Source organism: Gordonia sp. (in: high G+C Gram-positive bacteria) (assembly GCF_047600565.1).
Lineage (GTDB): Bacteria > Actinomycetota > Actinomycetes > Mycobacteriales > Mycobacteriaceae > Gordonia.
The window spans coordinates 110,135-130,587 of the sequence record NZ_JASGKN010000001.1 but is presented as its reverse complement, the minus strand read 5'-3'; the positions used below and the strand labels follow the sequence as shown (position 1 = coordinate 130,587).

Annotated in this window: 23 protein-coding genes, 1 tRNA gene and 1 pseudogene; 12 read left to right on the top strand and 13 right to left on the bottom strand. The window is 67.1% G+C overall.

Going from position 1 to position 20,453, the window contains the following annotated elements; genetic code table 11:
• Positions 1-22: 22 nt before the first annotated feature.
• Entirely contained in the window at positions 23-337 is a 315-nt protein-coding gene (locus QM774_RS00685; protein ID WP_414974053.1) for a hypothetical protein, read from the top strand.
• 189 nt (positions 338-526) lie between these two features.
• On the opposite strand, the gene QM774_RS00680 is transcribed toward QM774_RS00685, so the two are convergent.
• The 5 genes and pseudogenes from QM774_RS00680 to QM774_RS00660 all read right to left on the bottom strand — a co-directional run bounded on the left by QM774_RS00680 (position 527) and on the right by QM774_RS00660 (position 3,708).
• The gene (locus QM774_RS00680) at positions 527-922 is read right to left on the bottom strand and encodes a tautomerase family protein (RefSeq protein ID WP_414974052.1); all 396 of its coding nucleotides are present in this window, start codon (positions 920-922) and stop codon (positions 527-529) included.
• A gap of 2 nt (positions 923-924) precedes the next feature.
• Entirely contained in the window at positions 925-1,254 is a 330-nt protein-coding gene (locus tag QM774_RS00675) for a HigA family addiction module antitoxin (protein WP_414974051.1), read from the bottom strand.
• Positions 1,214-1,342: pseudogene (locus tag QM774_RS00670) on the bottom strand (type II toxin-antitoxin system RelE/ParE family toxin); the annotation flags it as partial. The pseudogene QM774_RS00670 and the gene QM774_RS00675, both read right to left, overlap by 41 nt.
• Positions 1,343-1,361: 19 nt before the next feature.
• Positions 1,362-2,441: a redox-regulated ATPase YchF gene (gene ychF, locus QM774_RS00665; protein ID WP_414974050.1), complete on the bottom strand. Its 1,080-nt coding sequence runs from the start codon at positions 2,439-2,441 to the stop codon at positions 1,362-1,364.
• Positions 2,442-2,463: 22 nt separating this feature from the next.
• Positions 2,464-3,708 (bottom strand): AI-2E family transporter, encoded by a 1,245-nt coding sequence (locus QM774_RS00660; protein WP_414976548.1) that lies wholly within the window; start codon positions 3,706-3,708, stop codon positions 2,464-2,466.
• A gap of 225 nt (positions 3,709-3,933) precedes the next feature.
• Between QM774_RS00660 and QM774_RS00655 the strand changes: the two genes are divergently transcribed.
• From QM774_RS00655 to QM774_RS00645, 3 genes are all read left to right on the top strand, one after another.
• Entirely contained in the window at positions 3,934-4,458 is a 525-nt protein-coding gene (locus QM774_RS00655) for a methylated-DNA--[protein]-cysteine S-methyltransferase (RefSeq protein ID WP_414974049.1), read from the top strand.
• Between the two features lie 50 nt (positions 4,459-4,508).
• Positions 4,509-5,612 (top strand): DNA recombination protein RmuC, encoded by a 1,104-nt coding sequence (locus tag QM774_RS00650; protein ID WP_414974048.1) that lies wholly within the window; start codon positions 4,509-4,511, stop codon positions 5,610-5,612.
• 62 nt (positions 5,613-5,674) lie between these two features.
• Entirely contained in the window at positions 5,675-6,538 is an 864-nt protein-coding gene (locus tag QM774_RS00645) for a DUF6542 domain-containing protein (protein ID WP_414974047.1), read from the top strand.
• Positions 6,539-6,633: 95 nt separating this feature from the next.
• On the opposite strand, the gene QM774_RS00640 is transcribed toward QM774_RS00645, so the two are convergent.
• The 4 genes from QM774_RS00640 to QM774_RS00625 form a co-directional block, all read right to left on the bottom strand.
• The gene (locus QM774_RS00640; RefSeq protein WP_414974046.1) at positions 6,634-7,602 is read right to left on the bottom strand and encodes an SDR family oxidoreductase; all 969 of its coding nucleotides are present in this window, start codon (positions 7,600-7,602) and stop codon (positions 6,634-6,636) included.
• Positions 7,603-7,677: 75 nt separating this feature from the next.
• Entirely contained in the window at positions 7,678-8,742 is a 1,065-nt protein-coding gene (locus QM774_RS00635) for an N-acetylmuramoyl-L-alanine amidase (RefSeq protein WP_414974045.1), read from the bottom strand.
• 105 nt (positions 8,743-8,847) lie between these two features.
• Positions 8,848-9,918, bottom strand: a complete 1,071-nt coding sequence (locus tag QM774_RS00630; protein ID WP_414974044.1) for a CobW family GTP-binding protein — start codon at positions 9,916-9,918, stop codon at positions 8,848-8,850.
• A gap of 20 nt (positions 9,919-9,938) precedes the next feature.
• The gene (locus QM774_RS00625; RefSeq protein ID WP_414974043.1) at positions 9,939-10,787 is read right to left on the bottom strand and encodes a rhodanese-related sulfurtransferase; all 849 of its coding nucleotides are present in this window, start codon (positions 10,785-10,787) and stop codon (positions 9,939-9,941) included.
• Here QM774_RS00625 and QM774_RS00620 point away from each other — a divergent pair.
• From QM774_RS00620 to QM774_RS00605, 4 genes are all read left to right on the top strand, one after another.
• Positions 10,780-11,550: a hypothetical protein gene (locus QM774_RS00620; protein WP_414974042.1), complete on the top strand. Its 771-nt coding sequence runs from the start codon at positions 10,780-10,782 to the stop codon at positions 11,548-11,550. The genes QM774_RS00625 and QM774_RS00620 overlap by 8 nt on opposite strands.
• A gap of 68 nt (positions 11,551-11,618) precedes the next feature.
• Positions 11,619-11,939: a histone-like nucleoid-structuring protein Lsr2 gene (locus QM774_RS00615; protein WP_414974041.1), complete on the top strand. Its 321-nt coding sequence runs from the start codon at positions 11,619-11,621 to the stop codon at positions 11,937-11,939.
• 285 nt (positions 11,940-12,224) lie between these two features.
• The gene (locus QM774_RS00610) at positions 12,225-13,964 is read left to right on the top strand and encodes an ABC transporter substrate-binding protein/permease (RefSeq protein ID WP_414974040.1); all 1,740 of its coding nucleotides are present in this window, start codon (positions 12,225-12,227) and stop codon (positions 13,962-13,964) included.
• Position 13,965: 1 nt separating this feature from the next.
• Entirely contained in the window at positions 13,966-14,718 is a 753-nt protein-coding gene (locus QM774_RS00605) for an amino acid ABC transporter ATP-binding protein (RefSeq protein WP_414974039.1), read from the top strand.
• 37 nt (positions 14,719-14,755) lie between these two features.
• Here the strand turns inward: QM774_RS00605 and QM774_RS00600 are convergent, their stop codons facing one another.
• Both QM774_RS00600 and QM774_RS00595 read right to left on the bottom strand, forming a co-directional pair.
• Positions 14,756-15,724, bottom strand: a complete 969-nt coding sequence (locus QM774_RS00600) for a hypothetical protein (RefSeq protein WP_414974038.1) — start codon at positions 15,722-15,724, stop codon at positions 14,756-14,758.
• Between the two features lie 25 nt (positions 15,725-15,749).
• Positions 15,750-16,409, bottom strand: a complete 660-nt coding sequence (locus QM774_RS00595) for a YoaK family protein (protein ID WP_414974037.1) — start codon at positions 16,407-16,409, stop codon at positions 15,750-15,752.
• A 127-nt stretch (positions 16,410-16,536) separates the two neighbouring features.
• Here QM774_RS00595 and QM774_RS00590 point away from each other — a divergent pair, with 127 nt between their 5' ends.
• A complete protein-coding gene (locus QM774_RS00590) occupies positions 16,537-17,568 on the top strand; it encodes an NAD(P)-dependent alcohol dehydrogenase (RefSeq protein ID WP_414974036.1) in 1,032 nt (343 codons plus the stop codon).
• On the opposite strand, the gene QM774_RS00585 is transcribed toward QM774_RS00590, so the two are convergent.
• The gene (locus tag QM774_RS00585; RefSeq protein WP_414974035.1) at positions 17,565-18,371 is read right to left on the bottom strand and encodes a Cof-type HAD-IIB family hydrolase; all 807 of its coding nucleotides are present in this window, start codon (positions 18,369-18,371) and stop codon (positions 17,565-17,567) included. The genes QM774_RS00590 and QM774_RS00585 overlap by 4 nt on opposite strands.
• A gap of 107 nt (positions 18,372-18,478) precedes the next feature.
• Positions 18,479-18,862 (bottom strand): hypothetical protein, encoded by a 384-nt coding sequence (locus QM774_RS00580; RefSeq protein WP_414974034.1) that lies wholly within the window; start codon positions 18,860-18,862, stop codon positions 18,479-18,481.
• Positions 18,863-18,971: 109 nt separating this feature from the next.
• Here QM774_RS00580 and QM774_RS00575 point away from each other — a divergent pair, with 109 nt between their 5' ends.
• From QM774_RS00575 to QM774_RS00565, 3 genes are all read left to right on the top strand, one after another.
• Complete coding sequence (locus QM774_RS00575) at positions 18,972-19,394, top strand: DoxX family protein (RefSeq protein ID WP_414974033.1); 423 nt, start codon at positions 18,972-18,974, stop codon at positions 19,392-19,394.
• Positions 19,395-19,563: 169 nt separating this feature from the next.
• Positions 19,564-20,301 carry a DsbA family protein gene (locus QM774_RS00570; RefSeq protein WP_414974032.1) on the top strand — a complete coding sequence of 246 codons (738 nt, stop codon included), beginning with the start codon at positions 19,564-19,566 and terminating at the stop codon, positions 20,299-20,301.
• A 75-nt stretch (positions 20,302-20,376) separates the two neighbouring features.
• Positions 20,377-20,449: transfer RNA gene (locus QM774_RS00565), tRNA-Ala, on the top strand.
• Positions 20,450-20,453 lie beyond the last annotated feature (4 nt).

Genomic DNA, 20,453 nt, shown 5'->3' with positions numbered 1-20,453 from the left:
AGGTGCCGGGCAATCTCTCTGCATGAGTATTGAACTGCATGGAACCGATCTCCGGCACTGGGTCATCGGCGAGTTGCGGAAACAGTCACCGAGTTCCGTCCAAATGCTGATTACTTGCGCGGCACAGCAGGGCTTGTCATTTGCGGGGCGCCCGTCCAAGGCGATCTCTGACGCGATCCGCTGGGAGCTGCGCCGCGGTCGCATCGTCAAGACCGGGCGCGGCGTGTACCGACTGGGAGCAGTTCCGCGCACGAGTGGCAGATTGATCGACATACGACTCCAGCGCATCGCGTCCGCCGCTGTGAGCGATGCACGCGAACCCAAGTCTGCAGCCTGAGATATCAGGTCGAGCACCCGTTCTGACAGCTCTGAGCGACAATCCCTATTCGTCGCGATCTCGCGGCGAGAATTGTCGCTCGGAGTTGCCAGAAGAACCGTGGCACGAGCAGACGCACCTACACGTTGAAGCGAAACTCCACCGCGTTACGTAGCCGATCAACATCAGATCGTGACAGCAGCGCGGAGTCTAGACGTCGACGGCGAATCCGAGGTCGACATCACACGCCGCCTGTCCTCCTCGGATACCCCAGTTCGATGCCGGAATGTCGCGGACGGTAATCGACACATGGTCGGCGGGGATACCCAGCACGGCGAGACGTTCCACGATTTCGCGATATAGCTGGCGCTTCGCGTCCAGCGACCGTCCCTCGAAGCAATCGATGTGAATCATCGTCAGATACTCCGGATGCTCCAATGTCGGAGGGTGCGCGAACCGGTGCGACTCATGCACGACGAGACGGATGTGCTTGTCGTCGGACGGAATCCGGAAGGCGCTCACCAGCGCCTCGTGGACAGCGTCGATGATCGCGACTTCCTCGTCGACGGTCCACTGCCGTCGGACTTCGATCTGGGCGTGAGGCATGATCACGCACTCCTCAGGGGCGTGATCGCGCCGATCTGATCAGCGACCAGGTCCTCGGCGATCTCGAGGTCGTAGTGGGACTGCAGGTTCAGCCAGAACTGCGGATCGATCCCGAAATAGCGCCCCAGCCGAAGTGCGGTGTCAGCCGTGATCGAACGCTTTCCATGCACGATCTCGTTGATCCGGCGCGGCGGCACACCGATCGACACCGCCAGCTTGTTCTGGGTGATCCCGAAGCCCTCGATGAAGTCCTCCATGAGGATCTCACCGGGGTGCACAGGGTCCCAGCGCTCAGTGATAGTCGACGAGTTCGACATCTTCAGCACCTCCATCAGTCCAGGTGAAACAGATCCGCCACTGGTCATTCACACGGATACTGTGTTGACCGGCTCGGTCACCCTTCAACTGCTCCAACCGGTTGCGCGATACGTCAATAACGTTAGACGTTAAACCGGAACTCCACGACGTCGCCGTCAGCCATGACGTAGTCCTTGCCCTCCATGCGGACCTTGCCGGCGGCCTTGGCGTCGTTCATGGTGCCGGCCGAGTCGAGGTCGTCGAACGACACGATCTCGGCCTTGATGAAGCCCTTTTCGAAGTCGGTGTGGATGACGCCGGCCGCCTTGGGGGCGGTGTCGCCCTGGTGGATGGTCCAGGCGCGGGCTTCTTTGGGTCCGGCGGTCAGGTAGGTCTGCAGGCCCAGAGTGTGGAAGCCGGCGCGGGCCAGCGACTGCAGGCCGGGTTCGTCCTGGCCGATCGTGTCCAGCAGTTCCTGAGCGTCGGCCTCATCGAGTTCGAGAAGCTCGGACTCCACCTTCGCATCCAGGAAGACGCAGTCGGCGGGGGCCACCGCGTCGCGTAGCTCATGCTTCTTGGCGTCATCGGTGAGCACCGACTCGTCGGCGTTGAAGACGTACAGGAACGGCTTGGCGGTCAGCAGATGCAGTTCACGCACCGACGACAGGTCGAACGAATCCTTCGCCGAGAACAGGGTCTTGCCGTTGTTGAGGATCTCCTGGGCCTTCTTGGCGGCGGCCGCGGTCTCGACCAGATCCTTGTTCTTCTTGGCGTCCTTCTCCAGCCGCGGCAGCGCCTTCTCCAAGGTCTGCAGATCGGCGAGAATCAGCTCGGTCTCGATCACCTGAATGTCGGCGAGCGGGTCCACGCGGCCGTCGACGTGCACCACGTCGTCGTCACCGAAGACGCGCACCACCTGACAGATGGCGTCGGCCTCGCGGATGTTGGCGAGGAACTGGTTGCCCATGCCTTCACCCTCGGAAGCGCCCTTCACGATGCCGGCGATGTCGACGAAGCTGACGGTCGCCGGAAGGATCTTCTCGCTGCCGAAGATCTCGGCCAGACGCTTCAGGCGCGGGTCCGGCAACTCCACCACGCCGATGTTCGGCTCGATGGTGGCGAACGGATAGTTCGCCGCGAGCACGTCGTTACGGGTCAGGGCGTTGAAGAGGGTCGACTTGCCGACATTGGGAAGACCGACGATTCCGAGGGTGAGACTCACGGGGAGTCAGTCTATCCGCACCTCAGCGGACCAGACGTTTCAGGCGGGACAGCAGTCCCTCGGCCTGCTCCCCGGTCTCGTCGGCGTCGACGTCCGGCACGCTCGCCGGCGCACCGGCGGGAACCGGTTCGAGTGACTCGAGCAGGCCGGCAGCCGCATCCTCCTGCTGGATCTGCTCGCCGGCGGCCAGACCGATCCGCTCCAGGATGTACCGCAGCAACACCGCCAGACACGACGCGGCGGGCACGGCCAGGAAAGCACCGATGATCCCGAACTTGTTGCCGCCGAGGATGACCGCGAGCAGGACGACGACGGCGTGCAGTTCCATCGCCTTCGACTGCAGCCACGGCGACAGGATGTTGCCCTCGATCTGCTGCACCACCAGGATGATCGCGAGCACGATCAACGCGGTGGTGAGGCTCTTGGTGACCAGCGCGACCACCACGGCCAGGGCACCGGCCACGAAGGCGCCGACGATCGGGACGAACCCGCCGAGGAACGTGATCACGATCAGCACCCCGGCGAGAGGCACCCGCAGGATCAGCAGGCCGGCACCGATCAGGACGGAGTCGACGGCACTCACGATCGCCTGAGTGCGGATGAACCCGCCCAGCGTGTTCCACATGCGGACCAGGACCTCGGCGATATGCGAGCCGGTCGGCGCACCGACGGTGCGGTTGAGCCACGGAATGAATCTGGTGCCGTCCTTCAGGAAGAAGAACACGATGACCAGCGCCGTGAAACCGGTGATGAGCAGACTGGTGAGCGCGCCGACACCGCTGAAGACGCCCGATGCGATGTCGGTGGCACTGCTCTTCATCCGGTTGCCGAGCTCGGTGGTCAGATCGTTGAGCTGCTGATCCTTGATGTTCAGCGGCGGACCCTGAATCCACTTCTGGATCTTCTTCAATCCCTCGGTGGCATGGTTCGCGAGATCGGGGGCCTGTTTGACCACCGACGGCACGACGGCCCCGATCACACCGCCCACGATCACGATGGCGGCGAGAAGCGATCCGAACGCCGCCAGACCGGCCGGCACACCGTGGTTGCGCATCCAGCGGGCCGGCGGCCACAGGACGGTCGCGACGATGATGCCGAGCAGCACCGGCAAGACGATGTCCCACAACTGCCCGACGATCCAGAACAGCACCCACAGAAAACCCAGCACCAGGATGGCCTGCAAGGCGACAGTGGCACTCGACCGCAGACCGGTCAGGAAGATACGCGACCGGCTCGGATACGGCTTACCGGTCCGCGGATCGGTCATGACGCGCTCGGTGACCTCGGCCAGCGTGTCGTACTGGTCGTCGTAGGTCTCATCGACCTGGTCCGCCCCGGCTTCAGGTCCGTCGGCGGGCGTCGTCTCGTCCCTCACGCGAGTATCATCACATATCGGACGGACATTCGGCGCGCGCCGCGGGAACCGGTACCGCGCCCACTGCGTCTAAAGGGTGGGCCGACCGGCTCGAACACCGAACCCGAAGGGCACATCATGACCGACACCACCACGCAGACACCGTCGAGCCTGGGCTGGACCACCGTGACGACCCCGGACGGCCCGTTCACACTGCTCGTCGACACCGACGGCACCGTCTACGCCTCCGGCTGGACCGACGACGCGGAGTATCTGCGCGGGTTGGTCCACCCGGATCTGCGGCCCGAGACCCTGGTCGAACGCGCCGGCGGTGACGCGGCCGCCGCCGTCGACGCCTACTACGACGGCGATCTCGAAGCCCCGCACCGGATTCCGGTGCGTCAACGGTCCGGACCGTTCCTGCAGGCCGCCTGGGCGGCACTGCACGACGTGCCGGCCGGTCCCCCGGTCACCTACAGCGAGCTGGCCGAGCGCGCCGGCAACGTGGCCGCGGTCCGCGCCGCCGCCGCCTGCTGCGCACAGAACGCGGCAGCCCTGTTCGTTCCCTGCCATCGGGTGATCCGCTCGGACGGCACCCTCGGCGGATTCCGGTACGGCCTGGACGTCAAGGAGTCGCTCATCGAACGGGAGACCGCCGCCTGAGACGTCCCTGACGCCCGATACTTGTCAGTGGGGCGATGCACTATGGCGGCATGACCGTCTCCGTCGCCATCACCGCCCTGGTGTGCCTGATCGTGGGTGCCGCCGTCGGATGGTTCGCCCATCAGAGCGCCGCCCGGTCCGTCGACGCCGCCGCCGGACAGGTCGCGCGGCAGCAGTCCGATGCGCTGGAATCCGAAGTCCAGCACATCGTCGAGCCGCTGCGTCAGACCCTCGGTCAGCTGTCCGAGCAGCTGCAGCGCACCGAACACAACCGGATCCACGCGTACGCCGGACTCACCGAACAGGTGCGCGGCATGGCGGTGGCCTCGCACCGGCTGCAGGAGCAGACCAGTCGCCTGGCCGGGGCGCTGCACGCACCCCAGGTTCGGGGCCGGTGGGGCGAGGTCCAGCTCGAGCGGATCGTCGAACTGTCCGGGATGTCGCGGCACTGCGACTTCTCCACCCAGCAGACGGTCGCCGACGACGGCCGAGCGGTCCGCCCCGACCTCGTAGTGCATCTCGCGGGCGGGCGGTCGATCGTCGTCGACGCGAAGGTGCCGCTGCAGGCGTACCTGGCCGCGGTGTCCGGTCCGGGGAGCGGCACCCGCGAATCAGGCAACGACGAACCGGCACGCCTCGCCCGGCACGCCCAGGCGGTCCGCCAGCATGTGACCGCACTGTCCGGAAAGGCGTACTGGGCGTCGCAGCAGTCCTCCCCCGAGTTCGTGGTGCTCTTTCTGCCCGGTGACGGGGCACTCGAAGCGGCCACCCGCGCCGACCCGAACCTCCTCGACTACGCGTTCACCCGCAACGTCGTGCTCGCCACCCCGACCACCCTGATCGCACTGCTGCGCACCGTCGCCCTCGGCTGGCGTCAACACGCCCTCGCGGAGGACGCCGCCACCATCCACACCCTGGGCCGGCAGCTGTACGACCGTCTCGACGGGGTGCTCGGACACCTCGAGAAGACCGGGTCGGCGCTGCGGCGGGCCGTCGAGTCCTACAACTCGGCGATCGGCGCCATCGACTCCCGCCTCGGAGTCACCGCCCGGAAGCTGTCCGAACTCGAGGCGCTCGGTTCGCCCGATTCGTCCGGCCCCGAACCGCTGCCGACCGTCGACGTCGTCGTCCGTACCGCCTCGCGCGCCGACTGAGATTCTCCGATGTCACGGCCCGGCATCGACGGACCATCGCGCGCACCCGGTACCGTTGGCGTGTGCTTTCCCGTATCCGCGACGGAGCAGTCGTCCCCGTAGACCAGCGTTCCGTGCTGCCCACGGTGCGCGGTGTGCCCTGGTACGGGGTGATCGCCATCGCCGCCGTACCCACCATCATCGGCGCCGTCATCGACGCCCTCGCCACCGGTTCACTCGGCTGGTTCTACAACATCCTGTTCTTCCTCGGCTCCATCGCCGCCGCACTGATGGCCAACCGCAAGGGCCTGTTCACCGCCGCCGTGCAGCCGCCCCTCGTGGCCGCGATCATCGGACTGCTGACCCTGTTCGGGATCTCCGCCAGCAAGAACGGCACGCAGGGTCTCAAGTCGGTGGTCCTCAAGATGGCGCTGCCGTTCGCCAACACGTTCCCGTGTATCCTGGCCGCATTCGTGATCTGTGTGGCGATCGTGCTGGTCCGCCGCTACGTGCTCGAACGCGGTCCCGCCGAAGCGGAGAAGCCCGCCGCCGGCAAACGACGCCCCGCCCCCGGCGGTCCGCGGACCGCGGCCGCGAAGGCCGCGCCCTCGACCAGCGGTCACCGCAAGGCACCCGCCAAGAAGTCGGGCAAGAAGCCCGGCAAGAAGAAGCCCGCCGCCACCAAGGCCGCGGCGAAGAAGACCACAGCGCAGAAGACCACGGCGCAGACACGCAAGGCCGCACCGCAGCACACGGCGCAGCAGCCGGCCGCCGGTCAGGCGGAGCGCCCGCGTCGCAGTGCCGCGAGCATCGGATCACAGCCGGTGCGTCGTGCGCAGCCGCAGACCATCCCGCCGCGTCAGCAGCCGAAGAAGCCGCGCCGCACCGCCGGGCAGATCCGAGAGCAGGCGCACATCGAAGACCTCACCGCCGGTCTGGACGACTGACCCCACCGCTGGTTGAGCAGTCATCACGCTGGTTGAGCCAGGCGACGAAGGAGCCGACTCAACCGACGAGGAGCCCCGCTCGACCCACGAGGCGGTCAGTGCTTGGCGCTGCCGGTCTTCTCGACGGCGGCCTGGTCGGCTTCCTTCTGCGCCAGGGACACCTGGCTGAGTTCGTAGAGCTGGTTGAAGCGGTTGTTCGCGATCCGCATGACCACCTCGTAGGGCAGCGCGAACTTGCGCTCCCACCAGTAACCGAACCGGGTGTCGAACGACGTGTAGACCATGAACTTGTTCTTCAGCACGCCCTTGCAGATGGCCTCGCCGGCCTTCTCGGGAGTGACGGCGATCTTGTGGAAGCCGTTGACCTGCTTCTCGACCACCGGATTGTCGCGGTCCAGGCCGACGATGTCGACGGTGTTGACCAGCGGGGTCGCGACACCGCCGGGGCAGACCAGCGAGACGCCGATGTTGTGCCGACGCAGGTCGTAGCGCAGCACCTCGGACACGCCGCGGATGCCGAACTTCGACGCCGAGTAGGCAGCGTGCCACGGCAGCGCGAGCAGGCCGGCGGCCGACGACACGTTGACGAGCTGCCCGCCCTGGCCGCGACGCACCATCTGCGGCACGAACGATTCGATGATGTGGATCGGACCCATCAGGTTGACGTCGACCATCAGCTTCCACTGCTTGTGCTGAAGGTTCTCGACGGTGCCCCAGGCGGAGACGCCCGCGACGTTCATGACGACGTCCATGACGCCGACCTCGGCGTCGACGGCGCGGGCGAACGACTGCACCCAGTCGAAGTCGGAGACGTCACCGGCCTGGTGGTAGAGGACGGTGCCCCCGTTGCCGGTGATCTCGTTGACGGTCGCGTCGAGGACGTCGGCCTGCAGGTCGGTGAGCACGAGTTCGCCGCCCTGCTTGGCGACGATCTCGGCGGTGGCCTTGCCGATGCCGCTGGCGGCACCGGTGATCAGGACCTTGCGGCCACGGAAGCTCGGGACCGGGGTCTTCATGAAGAACAGGCCGCGGACGGTCTCGAGGGAGGGAAGATTGAGAGCCATGCCACACACTCTAGGTGACTGAGACGTGGCACGCCCACAGCCTCCGGCAGTCGACGGGATCGGCCGCCGAACGCCCTAGACGGGGAGCTTGCCCCCGAAGACGGCGTAGATGACGGCGAGCATGGCCTTCACGATCTGCGACGACACGTCGGCGCCCTGGCTCGTCAGGATCTGCTGCGCCTCGCCGAGGCTCTTGGCCTTCGACAGCTGCTCGATCAGCGGGCCGACGTCGGCGAGACCGGACAGGTCGTCGATGCCGTCGGTCGCGGTACCGGCGGTGGTCGTCGCCGGCGCGCCGAGGTAGTCGTTGAGCCCGTTGGTGATGGCGCCGGCGTACTTGGCGGCACCGGTGGGCGACGACAGGGTCTTCGCTTCCGCCTGGTTGCTGAGGTTGCCCATCTCGATGAACACCAGCGGCACCGTGGTGATGTTCGGTCCGGTCAGGTCCGACCGCGTCTGGATGCCGTCGACGACGCCGGCGTAGTTGGCCGTGTGCAGTCCGGCCTTGGTGAGGGCGTCCCGCATCTTCTCGGTGGCTTGGAGCCCCTGGCCGCCCTGGACGGTGTTCACCTTCTGATCGAGCACCGGGAGTTTCGGCACGATCAGGTGGAAGCCCGACTTGCCGTTGTCGACGCCGTTGCTGGTCGAGTCGGCGTGAATGCTGACGGCGACGTCGGCGTTGGAGCGGTTGGCCCGCTCGGCGCGCTCGTCGACGCAGCCGGCGAAGTTCTTGTCGTCGGGGCGGCTGAGGAGCACACGTGCGCCTTCGCTCTCCAGCGACGCCTTCACCAGCTGGGCGACCTTCCAGTTGATTTCGTGCTCCGTGACGCCGTTGACGCCGGTGGCACCGGTGGTCTGGCAGTCCTTGGTGCCGCCACGCCCGTCCGGCACCTGCTTGCTGAGCTGCGCGGGGGTGGCACTGCCCTGGTGGCCCGGGTCGAGGAACACGGTCTTGCCCTGCAGCGGCGTGGCGGCCGGTGCGGTCGGCGACGCCGGTGCTGCCGGCGTGGTCGGGGTCGCGGGAGCTGCCGGCGCCGCGGGAGCGGCGGAGGCGGCGGGCACGACGGCGACGGTCAGCGCGGTGGCGAACAGGACGCTGGCCGCGGCGAGCGCGGCACGACGGACAGAGACAACAGACATGCGAAACCCCTAACAACACCAGCAGTCACACTGGTCACTTACGTAACAGTGAACCAGTGCTCGAGGGTTTTCGGCAACCGGTAGTCCGTCACACCGGCCGAATCGTCACTCCTCTGTGACCGTCGGCGACGGGTCGTCGTCGGCGAGATACCTGGTCAGATGCAGGATCCCGTGCTCGTCGGCGGGATCGGCGGGCGTCACGACCTCCTCGAGAGCGGACCGGGCGGCGACCGGATCCAGGCCGGCACCGATCACCACCAGCTGCGTCGCGCGAGGGCCGGGCCACGGGCGACGGCGCACGTGCACGAACCCGCCGACGGCATGCACCTCGTACGCCTGATCGGCATGACCGGGAAGGTCCACGAACGCGAGTCCCTTGAGCCGGAAGGCGCCGGCCGGCGGACGGGACAGCAGCGCGGCCAGCCGGCGCGGATCCACCGGCCCGGCGGACTCCAGCGACACCGACTCGAACGCGTCGTGAAGATGGTCGTGACCCGAATGATCGTGGTCGTGGTGGTCATGGTCGTGGTCCTCGAACAGATCACCGAGAGTCAGTTGCTGCGGCCCGTCGGGTTCGGGCTGCAGACCGCCGCCGTCCACCAGCAGTGCCGGATCCACCGCTCCGGCGCGGACCGCCAGCACCGGTGCGGTGTCGTTGAGCTTCCGCACCTGAGCCAGGACGGCGTCGCGGGCCGCCGCGTCGACCAGATCCGTCTTGTTCACCACGACCAGGTCGGCGACGGCCAGATGATCGCGCACCGACGGATGGTCGTGCAGCGTCTGAGGGAGGAGGGCGGCGTCGGCGACGTAGATCAGGCCGCCGTACGCCACCGTCGCGCTGCGCGCCGCCAGCACCAGACGGATGAGCGCCTTGGGTTCGGCGATGCCGCTGGCCTCGATGACGATGGCGTCGACGCCGCTGTCGGCGAGGGTCTGCAACGACTCCCCCAGACCGTCCGCGTCGGTGGTGCAGCAGATGCAGCCGTTGGAGAAGGTCATGGTGCCGGCCGAACGCCCGGACACCAGGAGGGCGTCGACGTTGATCGAACCGAAGTCGTTGACCAGCACCCCGAACCGGCGGCCACCGGAACGGCGCAGCAGATGATTGAGCACCGTCGTCTTGCCGGCGCCGAGGAACCCGGCCAGCACGATGACCGGAACCGCCGGGGTCGGCACCGAACCTCCTGCCCGCGGACTCACGACGGAACGCACTGCTCGCACAGGACGGCGAGATCGCGGGCGGTGTCGTCACGGTTGGCGACGCGGCTGGTCGGCGCACCGCAGTCGGCGCATCGCCCGATGACACGGGTGCGGTCGGAGAAATCGGTGCGCATGCGCCGGTCGAACACGTACAGCGATCCTTCCCAGAGGCCGTCGTCGCCGTACTTTTCGCCGTAACGGACGATTCCGCCGTCGAGTTGATAAACCTCCGAGAATCCCCGATTCCGCATCAACGCGGTGAGTACCTCGCATCGGACACCGCCGGTGCAGTAGGTGACGACGGGACGGTCTTTCACATGATCGAGTGCCCCGCTTTCCAGAAACGGAACGAAATCACGGGTGGTGCCGACGGGCGGCACGATCGCTCCGGAGAATCGGCCGATCTGCGCCTCGATGGCATTGCGGCCGTCCAGGAAGGCGACGTCGTCGCCGCGTTCGTCGACCAATGCGTGGAGTTCTTCGGGAGAAAGCCGCACCCCGCCGCCGACGACACCGTCGTCCGGGGTCACCGTCACCTCGTCGGGAACGCCGAAGGTGACGATCTCCGGCCGCACTTTGACGCTCAGTCGGGGGAAGTCGTCGCCGTCGCCGTCCGACCATTTGATGTCGGCCCGCGCGAACGCCGGGTAACTTCGGGTGGCACGGACATAGCGCTTCACATCGCCGATGTCGCCGCCTACGGTCGCATTGATCCCGTGGGGTGACACGATGATTCTGCCGCGCAGACCGTTCGCCTCGCAGACGGCCTGCTGCCAGAGCCGGATCGCGTCGGGATCGGGCAGCGGTGTGAACACGTAGAAGAGAACGATCTTGGGAGTGGCCACAGTGCAAGGGTACGGATCGATCACGCGCCGGGTCGCGGCCGCCGGGCTCGGTGTGCTGGCCGCGGTCTCGCTGTCGGCGTGCAGCCTGCTGAGCGATCCGCAGGCCAGCCGGCCGATCGTCATTCCCGGTACCGATGAGCTGCAGACGGAGACGCCCACCTCGTCGATCGCGCCGGCCTCGAAGTCACGGGAGGCGATCTCCACGGCGCCGACCATTCCGCCGCGCGACTCGCTGGCCCGAGCCATCGAAGATGCGACGCGGGTGAGCACGTCCGGCTTCCATGTGGGCTCGGAGAAGGCCGACGACGCCCGCGAAGAAGGCATCTCCGGTGTGCACTTCTCCACCCCGGACCGGGCGGTCCGCTGCTCGACCGACCTGAGCCCCTCCGGTTCGCTGGCATGCGTGAGCGACCGGGTGCGCGGCCCCGATTCGGCTCCCGCGAGTGCCCCGGCGGGCTGCGATTGGGACGGTCACGAAGTACTTCTGAATTCGGACGGCATCACCCAGGGCGCCTGCACCAATCAGTATCCGGTGATGTACCGCTCGACGATTCTGGATTTCGGTTCCGCCATCACCGTGAGCCGCTATTCCTGTCTGAGTGACCCGGAGGCGCTTTACTGCCTGGAATCGGGCACCGATCGTGGATTCGCGATCACCCGGAACGGTTTTTCGGAAATTCACGGCGATGACCGCGCACCGGGTGTCGCCGATGACGATAACGACGATCCACTGAACGCGACGTCCACGACCTCCACACGCTGATCTTTTGTAGACTGGGGGCATAACGGATTTCAGTCTGCGAATTCACGGCCTTATGAAGGGGAATCTCCATGGCTAAGCGCACCAAGACCGTCGTGTCCGTCGTCGATGATCTCGACGGCACCGAACTGGGCGACGATTACGAAACCATCCGGTGGAGCCTGGACGGCCGCAACTACGAGTTCGACACGTCCGCCGCCAACGCCCAGGAGTTCCGCGACCTCGTCGACCGGTACGTGAAGGCCTCCCGTTCGGCAGGCCGTCCGACGCGCCGCCGTTCGTCCCCGAACACCCCCGCGATCCGTTCGTGGGCGCAGGCCAACGGCTTCAGCGTCTCCGACCGCGGCCGCATCCCGGCCGACGTGATCGCCGCCTACGAAGCCGCCCACTAGAGCGGTCCGCCGGTCCCTGAGGAGTAGGAGCGTCTCGAAGGGCGGGGTTTCGACACGGGCTCCTTCGTCGCCCGGCTCAACCGACGAACATCCTCAAGGAGCGTCTCGAAGGGCGGTCCCTGAGGAGCGACGAAGGAGCGTCTCGAAGGGCGGTCCCTGAGGAGCGACGTAGGAGCGTCTCGAAGGGCGGTCCCTGAGGAGCGACGTAGGAGCGTCTCGAAGGGTTCCATTCGCGGTGAGTTTTATTTGTGACCTGCCCAGTCACGCGAAGTAGGCTCACGTCCCATGTCTGTCCTCACCGTCCGGCGACGCCTGCTGCCACTGCTGCTGGCCGTCCTCGTCGCCTTCGCGCTGGCCGCCTGCGGTTCGTCGTCGTCGAACTCCGACGATTCGGATCTGTGCGCAGCGCCCGACACCAAGGCCGCGGCCGCCGCCCCGGGGAACCTCAAGACCCCGCAGCAGCAGGCCGACCAGTACACCACCGATTCGGTGACGCCGATCGATCAGATCGACGTGAACGCGCTCGGTCTGGCCCAGCCCGGCACCTTGACGGTCGGCACCCTCGGTGACGCGCCGCCGAGCATCTGCCTCGACGCGGCCGGCCAGTACACCGGCTTCGACAACGAGCTGCTGAAGGCGGTCGCCGCCAAGCTGGGCCTGAAGGTCAAGTTCGTGGGCACCGAGTTCGCGGGCCTCCTGGCGCAGGTGGCGAGCCATCGCTACGACGTGGGGTCGTCGTCGATCACCACGACCGCCGAGCGTCGCGAGACGGTGGGCTTCACCAACGGCTACGACTTCGGCTACTTCTCGTTGGTGGGCCCGAAGAACGGGCCGATCAAGAGCTTCACCGATCTGGGCCCCAAGAACCGGATCGGCGTGGTGCAGGGCACCGTGCAGGACGACTACGTCACCAACGAACTGCACCTGAGCCCGGTGAAGTTCCCGGACTACGCGACGGCGTACGCGAACCTGAAGACCGGTCAGATCGACGCCTGGGTAGCACCCAGCCAGCAGGCCGAGGGTGCCATCAAGCCCACCGACGGCATGGCGATCCTGGAAGACACGTTCAGCGTCAACAACTTCGTCGGCTGGGCCACCGCCAAGGACAACCATAAGCTGATCGACGCGCTGAACAGCGGCCTGGACGCGGTGATCGCCGACGGCACCTGGGCCAAGCTGTACACCGACTGGGTGCCGCGCGAGCTGCCGCCGGGCTGGAAGCCGGGTTCCAAGGCCGCGCCGGCCCCGCAGCTCCCCGACTTCCGGGCGCTGGCCGAACAGAACGCGGCCAACAAGACCGATGTGGAAGTGCAGAAGAAGAGCACCCTGCAGCAGCTCGGCGCCACCTTCTTCAACTGGGACCTGTACAAGAAGGCGTTCCCCGATCTGCTCAAGACAGGCCTGCCGAACACGTTGATCCTGGCGGTGTCGTCGGGGGTGATCGGCACGATCCTCGGCATGGTCCTGGCCGTCGCCGGCATCTCGCGCACCCGATGGCTGCGCTGGCCGGCACGCGTCTACACCGACATCTTCCGTGGCCTGCCGGCGGTCGTGGTCATCCTGATCATCGGCCTGGGCATCGGTCCGGTGGTGAAGAACCTGACCGGCGGCAACCCGTACTGGCTGGGTGCGCTCGCCCTGGCGTTGCTGGCGGCGGCGTACATCGGCGAGATCTTCCGTTCCGGTATCCAGAGCGTGGATCCCGGGCAGCTGGAGGCGTCGCGCGCCCTCGGCTTCTCGTACGCGAAGTCGATGGCGCTGGTCGTGGTGCCGCAGGGTGTGCGGAATGTGCTTCCCGCGCTGATGAATCAGTTCATCGTGCTGATCAAGGATTCGTCCCTGATCTACTTCCTCGGTCTGCTGGCCAGTCAGCGTGAACTGTTCGCGGTGGGCCGTGACCTTAATGCGCAGACCGGCAATCTGTCGCCGCTGGTAGCGGCCGGCATCGTCTATCTGGCGTTGACCGTGCCGCTGACCCACCTGGTGAACTACATCGACAACCGTCTGCGGACCGGAAAGGCCTGAGATGACCGGCAAGCCGCTCACCACCCCCGATCCCGTCTCGCTGACCGGGCAGGACCTACACCTGTCGTTCGGCGACAACCACGTGCTGCAGGGCGTCGACATCCATGTCGACGCCGGCACCACCACCACCGTGATCGGCCCGTCCGGTTCCGGCAAGTCGACGCTGCTGCGCGTCCTGAACCGACTGCACGAGCCGGACTCGGGCGACATCCTCATCGACGGCCGGTCGGTGCTGAAGGACAACCCGGACCAGTTGCGGCGACGCATCGGCATGGTGTTCCAGCACTTCAACCTGTTCCCGCACATGACGGTCGCCGAGAACGTGTCGCTGGCCCCGCGGAAGCTGAAGGGACTGAGCAAGGACGCCGCTCACGAGCTGGCGATCAGCCAGCTCGACGCGGTCGGGCTCAAGGAGAAGGCCGACGCCCGGCCGGCGAACCTGTCCGGCGGTCAGAAGCAGCGGGTGGCGATCGCGCGGGCGCTGGCGATGAAGCCGCAGATCATGTTCTTCGACGAGGCGACCAGCGCGCTGGACCCGGAACTGGTCAAGGGTGTTCTCGCACTGATGACCGAACTCGCCCAGGAGGGCATGACGATGGTGGTGGTGACCCACGAGATGGGGTACGCCCGCAACGTCTCCGACAACGTGCTGTTCATGGATCAGGGCAAGGTGGTCGAGACCGGCACGCCGGCACAGCTCTTCGACGCCCCGAGCAGCCCGCGTCTGCAGACGTTCCTGTCCGAGGTGCTCTGAGCTCCTTTCGACAGGCTCAAGGAGCGGGGAACGGGGCTCAAGGAGCGGGGAGCGTGCAGACTACTTCTTCACGTAGCCGGCGACGGCCGCCGCATACTCCGGTGAGTCGAAGAACGGTTCGAGGCGGCGGCGCGTGATGGTCTCGAGGTAGCCGAGCTCTTTCAGAATGCGCCAGGACCGGCGGACCGAAGCGCATGGCCTCCTCCATCAGGTCCGCGCGTTCGATGCCGAGGTCCTCGAGGACGTCGGCGATCGGGGTGGCGCCGTAGGTGTCGAAGACCTCGTCCACCCCCTCGTCGAGCAGGGTCCGGAAGTACGGGGTGTTCCGGAAGGTGCGGAAGAACTCGAACCCGATCACTACGAAGTCCTCGATGTCGTCGTCGGTGATGGTGCCCTTGAATCCGGACAGGTCGCGGTCGGCGTTTCCGCGCCAGAAGTCGCGGAGGGTGTCCAGGAGCATCACCTCGGGGTCTTCGCGCGCCGAGTCGAGGACGAAGCCGGCGCCGTAGCGGGTGACCTTCTCGATGGGGCGGGCGAGACGTCGGGCGGCCTTGGAGCCGAAGTTGTTGGCGACGGAACGCTGCACCAGGTCAACCACGGTGTCGACGGTCGACGGGCTCTCCAGCACCTGTTCGAGGGCCCGCTGGGCGGCCGGCATCTCGGCGATCGAGGTGGCGAGTTCGTCGAACTGCCGGTCGTCGACCACGTCGTGCAGGCTGGTCTGGCTGTTGACGTCGTGGTTGTAGAGCCGTGCGGCGACCTCGCCGACGAGCTCGGGGATGGCGCCCTCCACCGGGAACTGGACGGCGTACTTGTAGACGACGTCCTTGATGAGCTGGCGCGGCATCACCGATTCGAGGGGGATGGTGCCCGAGTCGGTGAGAAACGAGTCGATCTCCTGCTCGGCGACGGTCCGGAACTCGTCTTCGTCGGTGAGCTGGCCGAGAGTGAACTCGACCTGCGCGTCGAGGAGTCGCTGGGCGAGTTCGTCACGATCGGAAGCCATGGCCCCACCCTAGGACATGTCCGCTTCAGAGGACCTTGATCTCCCGCTCGGTCGCGGTGTGTGCACCCGACCCGAAGATGCCTCGGCGACGGCGATCCGCAGCGACCACCACTGTGAGGACGATCAGGAGAGCGGCCGGCGGCCAGAGGGCACCGGGCATGCCCAGGAGACCGTGTCCGACGGCACCCGTGATGCCGCCGGCGAGCAGCGCCGCCCACAACGCCAGGTTCCGCAGCCACAGGAATCGGGGGCCGCCGCGGAAGGCGTCGACCAGCCGCTGGCCGGCCTTGACCAGTGCGCCGGTCATGTAGGTGAGTCCGATACTGGTCTCCCCTCCCCGCAGGAACGTCGCATTGACCACGCCCATCGCCAGCGGCAGTCCGACCACGACCGGCGCGAGCGCCGACGTCACCGAGACCGCGATCGCGGTCGCCACGACGAGCAGCGCGGTGACGCCGAGGACGGTCGTGCGGCCGTCCCACACGTGCACCAGGATCGCACCGAGGACGGTGCCGGCGAAGAAGCAGCCGATCAGAGCGGCCGGGAGCCCGATCGCACCCCAGCGCCCGCCGCCGATCTCGGTGGCCAGGTCGGTGGTGTTGCCGCTCATGAACGAGACGAAGTGACGGCGCAGGTGCAGGAATCCGACGGCGTCGAGATAGCCGGCAGTCGCCGAAAGCGTCACCGCCAAGGCTATTTCGCGACGCTGAATGGTCCTCACGGCGAACATCCTTCCACTTCCTGGCACGTATTCCAGGGCGGGCATATCGTCGGAAACGCATACCCGCACCACCCCGGAGAGGACGCCACCCATGCGCGCCGTGAAGCTGAGCAGCCCGAACACCGTGACCCTTGAAGAGGTGGATGTTCCCGAACCGGGCCCGGGGGAGGTGCGCGTGAAGGTGGCCGGCGCGGGACTGTGCCATTCGGATCTGCACCTGGTCGACATGGGCGACGAGTGGCCGGCATTCGGTCTGACGTTGGGTCACGAGGGTGCCGGCACCGTCGACAAGCTCGGCCCGGGCGTCACCGCCCACAAGGAGGGCGAGCCGGTGATCGTGAACCTGGTGTGGAGTTGCGGCGAGTGCCGCGCCTGCGTCGAGGGCCGCGACAACGCCTGCGAGGTGACCGGCGGTCGCGACAGCTTCCCCACCGGCCCCGGTCTGGGCGCGCAGGGTTCGATGGCCGACTACATCATCGTGCCGTCACGGCACGCCCTGCCGCTCGGCGACATCGACCCGGTCGGCGCCGGCCCCCTGACCGACGCCGCACTCACCCCGATGCGGGCCATCAACTCGGTGCGCGACCGCCTGACCCCGGGCGCGACCGTCGTCATCATCGGCATCGGCGGACTCGGCCACATGGGCTTGCAGATCGTGAAGGCCATCTCGGCGGCCACGGTGATCTGCGTCGACATGGACGAGAAGAAGCTGGAGCACGCCAAGGAACTGGGTGCCGACGAGACGTTCACCCCGGACGCCGGCACCGCCGCGAAGATCCTCGCCGAGACCGGCGGCTACGGCGCCGACGTGGTGCTCGACTTCGTGGGTGTGCAGCCGACCGTCGATCTCGCCGCCGGCGCCATCGCGCCGGAAGGCAAGGTGCGCCTGGTCGGTCTGGGCGGCGGAAAGTACCCGGCGTCCGCGGAGATCAGCGCGCCGTGGGGCGTCAACATCCAGCGCTCGTACGGCGGCACCCGGGAGGATCTGCTGCAGGTCCTGGCGCTCGCGCACGCCGGCAAGATCAAGATCGACTACGTCACCTATCCACTGGATCGGTTCCAGCAGGCGTTCGACGATCTGCGCGCCGGCAAGATCGTCGGCCGCGCCATCCTGGTCCCCTAGCCGCCCGAGAGCAGCCGGCGCAGCACCTGCACCACGCCCTCGTCGTCGTTGGACGGCGCGAGATGCGTGGCGCGGGCCCTCACCTCGGGGTGGGCATTCGCCATGGCGTAGGACCGGTCGGCGGCGTCGAGCATCTGCAGATCGTTCAGGTAGTCGCCGAACACGACGGTCTGTGCGGGGCTGATACCGAGATCGGACTGCAGCGCGCGCACGCCGACACCCTTGTCGACGCCGGGCGACATGATGTCGATCCAGTTCCTGCCGGACACCACCACCTGGGTGCGGTCGGCGAGCTCGGCGAAGTAGCGGCCGGCGGCGGTCTCGGCGTCCTCGAAGTCGTAGACGGCGAGCTTGAGGATCTGATCGTCGATCTCGTCCAGGTCGTCGATCCGGTCCAGCCGCACGTAGTACTTGTCGCATTCGTCGACGAACGGACGGTCGTGGCGTTCGACGTAGCCGCCGGCCACACCGCAGACGACGAGCCCGAGGTCGCGCCCGTGCTCGTAGGCGGCACGCACAGTGGACACCACCTCGTCGGTGACGGACTGGTCGACGGTGCCGACGGCTTCCAGCCGGCCGTCGTGGGCGACGAGGTTGCCGTTCTCGGCGATATACGAGAGGCCCTCGGGTGAGCGCTCGAACAGCTTCTGCAGCGTGTAGTACTGGCGGCCGCTCGCCGGCACGAACACGATCCCGCGCTCACGCATCTCGTCGAGCAGCGGCCAGAAGGAGTCGGGAACGGTGCCGTCGTCGCGCAGGAGCGTGCCGTCCATGTCGGCGACGACCATCTTCAGATCGGTCACGCCTTCATAGTGTCAGTGGTCCTCGAGCCTGTCGAAAAGCCGGCCGGGTTCGAGCCGTCACCCGCTCCTTGACGCCGTTGACCGCTCCTTGAGCCTGTCGAAAGGAGCTAACCGAAGTACGCGAAGGTGCACTCCTTGGCGGGGTCGTTCTCCATGGCGACGAGCTTGTCGCCGCCGAAGGTGATGGAGCAGCCGGTGACGCCGGCGCCGTCGCCTTTGACGGTGGAGGTCAGTTCGTCGACTGCTCCGTATTCCTTCTCCCAGGGCAGGGTGACGTTCTCTTCGGTCTGCTCGTCGCCGCCGTTGACGGTGTAGTGGATGGTCGCGGTTCCGGTGCCTTGCACTTGGAGCTTCGCGGCGCCGGCGACGGCGGGGGTCTCGATGCTCGACGGCGGTGCGACGGACGGAGTGGCGTCGTCTCCGGTGGAGCAGCCGGTCAGGGTGGCGATCAGTGCGGCGGCCGTCAGGGTCGTGGCGATGGCGGTTCTCATGTCCGAATCCAAACACTCCGGCCACGCCGGATGCACCCGACTCTTCCATCTGGACCGCAGTCCGTTTATCGTGAGGGCTCCTGTACTCCATCCCAGAGAGCGAGTCCCCATGACCGTCAAGTACGTGCAGCCGTTCACCGCGACCGTGGCCCGGATCATCATCGGCATCATCTTCTTCGCCCATGGCTGGCAGAAGCTGGTCACCAACGGTATCGACGCCACCAAGCACGGCTTCGAGATGATGGGTGCCCCGATCCCCGGTTTCTCGGCGTGGTTCGCCTCCCTGGTGGAGCTGGTCGGCGGCGCCGCACTGATCATCGGTCTGGCGATGCCTCTGGTGTCGGTGCTGCTGCTGATCGACATGATCGGCGCCATCTTCACCGCGCACATGGGTCACGGCTTCTTCGCGCCGGACGGCGGCCCCGAGCTGCCCCTGGCCCTGATCGCGGGCGTGCTGGCTGTCGGCTTCGTCTCGCACGGCCGCCTGTCGATCGACGGCAACATCCTCGCCGCCCGCCGCGCCCGCGAATGACACCGACGACCGTCGGCCCCGCCACTCTTTGAGCAGCTCCTCCGCTCCTTGAGCGGATCCGCGTGCTCCTTGCATGGTTCCCGCCTGCTTCTTGAGTGGTTCCTCCGCTCCTTGAGTGGTTCCTCCGCTCCTTGAGCTTGTCGAAAGGACCCCGGTTACAGTCAGTCCTGTGAGCACCTCCGCCCCCGACGCCCCGGACGTCGAGCCGATGTCGGTGTCGAAGCGGTCCTGGATCGTGGTGGGTGTCGCCGTGGCGGTGGTGCTGGCGCTGGTGGTGGCCGGGGTTCTCTGGAATGTGCACCGGTCGTATCCGTCGACGGCCGGCACGGTGCGGGCCGAGAACGCGTCGTTCATCGTCGGCGACGATCGTGCCCCGAAGACGGTCGATGTGTTCGAGGATTTCTCGTGCCCGCAGTGCCGGGATTTCGAGGGCCGGTCGGGTTCCACGCTGGCGGCGGCGGCCCGCGCCGGCCAGTTGCGGGTGCGCTATCACCTGCTGACGCTGGCCGACGCGGTGTCGCCGTCGCACAGCTATTCGTCGCGGGGCGCCGGGGCGATCGCCTGTGTGGCCCGCTCCGGTGACGCGCAGGTGTTCACGCGGCTGCTCAAGCAGTTGTTCGAGCAGGCGCCGGCGCACGGCGCGACAGAGGATCCGTCGAATCAGCAGATCGCCGACCTGGCGGCGGCCAGCGGCGCGGACACGCAGACCCGACAGTGCATCGCCGACGGCGCGGGCGTCGACGAGGCGCGCACCATGGCCGACACCTCGGCGAAGCAGTTGAAGAACTCCAACGACGGCGACATGACGACCCCGACGGTCCTGGTCGGCGGCGAGCAGGTCGATTCGATCCTGACCGGCGACGACTGGGTGACCGATCTGGTGACCGGCACGTCCAGCACCCGCTGAACCAGCGGATTTGGCCCGGTTCCCGAGCGTGCGGTAGATTCGCTAGCGCACCTGAAAGGGTGAACAACTCGATACGGGGCTATGGCGCAGCTGGTAGCGCACCACACTGGCAGTGTGGGGGTCAGGGGTTCGAGTCCCCTTAGCTCCACCGG

Bases quoted from the DNA above. Each gene is read 5' to 3' on its own strand.
- QM774_RS00685 (WP_414974053.1), top strand. From the start codon at position 23: ATGAGTATTGAACTGCATGGAACCGATCTCCGGCACTGGGTCATCGGC.
- QM774_RS00680 (WP_414974052.1), bottom strand. From the start codon at position 922: ATGCCTCACGCCCAGATCGAAGTCCGACGGCAGTGGACCGTCGACGAG.
- QM774_RS00675 (WP_414974051.1), bottom strand. From the start codon at position 1,254: ATGGAGGTGCTGAAGATGTCGAACTCGTCGACTATCACTGAGCGCTGG.
- QM774_RS00660 (WP_414976548.1), bottom strand. From the start codon at position 3,708: ATGACCGATCCGCGGACCGGTAAGCCGTATCCGAGCCGGTCGCGTATC.
- QM774_RS00655 (WP_414974049.1), top strand. From the start codon at position 3,934: ATGACCGACACCACCACGCAGACACCGTCGAGCCTGGGCTGGACCACC.
- QM774_RS00650 (WP_414974048.1), top strand. From the start codon at position 4,509: ATGACCGTCTCCGTCGCCATCACCGCCCTGGTGTGCCTGATCGTGGGT.
- QM774_RS00640 (WP_414974046.1), bottom strand. From the start codon at position 7,602: ATGGCTCTCAATCTTCCCTCCCTCGAGACCGTCCGCGGCCTGTTCTTC.
- QM774_RS00635 (WP_414974045.1), bottom strand. From the start codon at position 8,742: ATGTCTGTTGTCTCTGTCCGTCGTGCCGCGCTCGCCGCGGCCAGCGTC.
- QM774_RS00615 (WP_414974041.1), top strand. From the start codon at position 11,619: ATGGCTAAGCGCACCAAGACCGTCGTGTCCGTCGTCGATGATCTCGAC.
- QM774_RS00610 (WP_414974040.1), top strand. From the start codon at position 12,225: ATGTCTGTCCTCACCGTCCGGCGACGCCTGCTGCCACTGCTGCTGGCC.
- QM774_RS00605 (WP_414974039.1), top strand. From the start codon at position 13,966: ATGACCGGCAAGCCGCTCACCACCCCCGATCCCGTCTCGCTGACCGGG.
- QM774_RS00600 (WP_414974038.1), bottom strand. From the start codon at position 15,724: ATGGCTTCCGATCGTGACGAACTCGCCCAGCGACTCCTCGACGCGCAG.
- QM774_RS00590 (WP_414974036.1), top strand. From the start codon at position 16,537: ATGCGCGCCGTGAAGCTGAGCAGCCCGAACACCGTGACCCTTGAAGAG.
- QM774_RS00580 (WP_414974034.1), bottom strand. From the start codon at position 18,862: ATGAGAACCGCCATCGCCACGACCCTGACGGCCGCCGCACTGATCGCC.
- QM774_RS00575 (WP_414974033.1), top strand. From the start codon at position 18,972: ATGACCGTCAAGTACGTGCAGCCGTTCACCGCGACCGTGGCCCGGATC.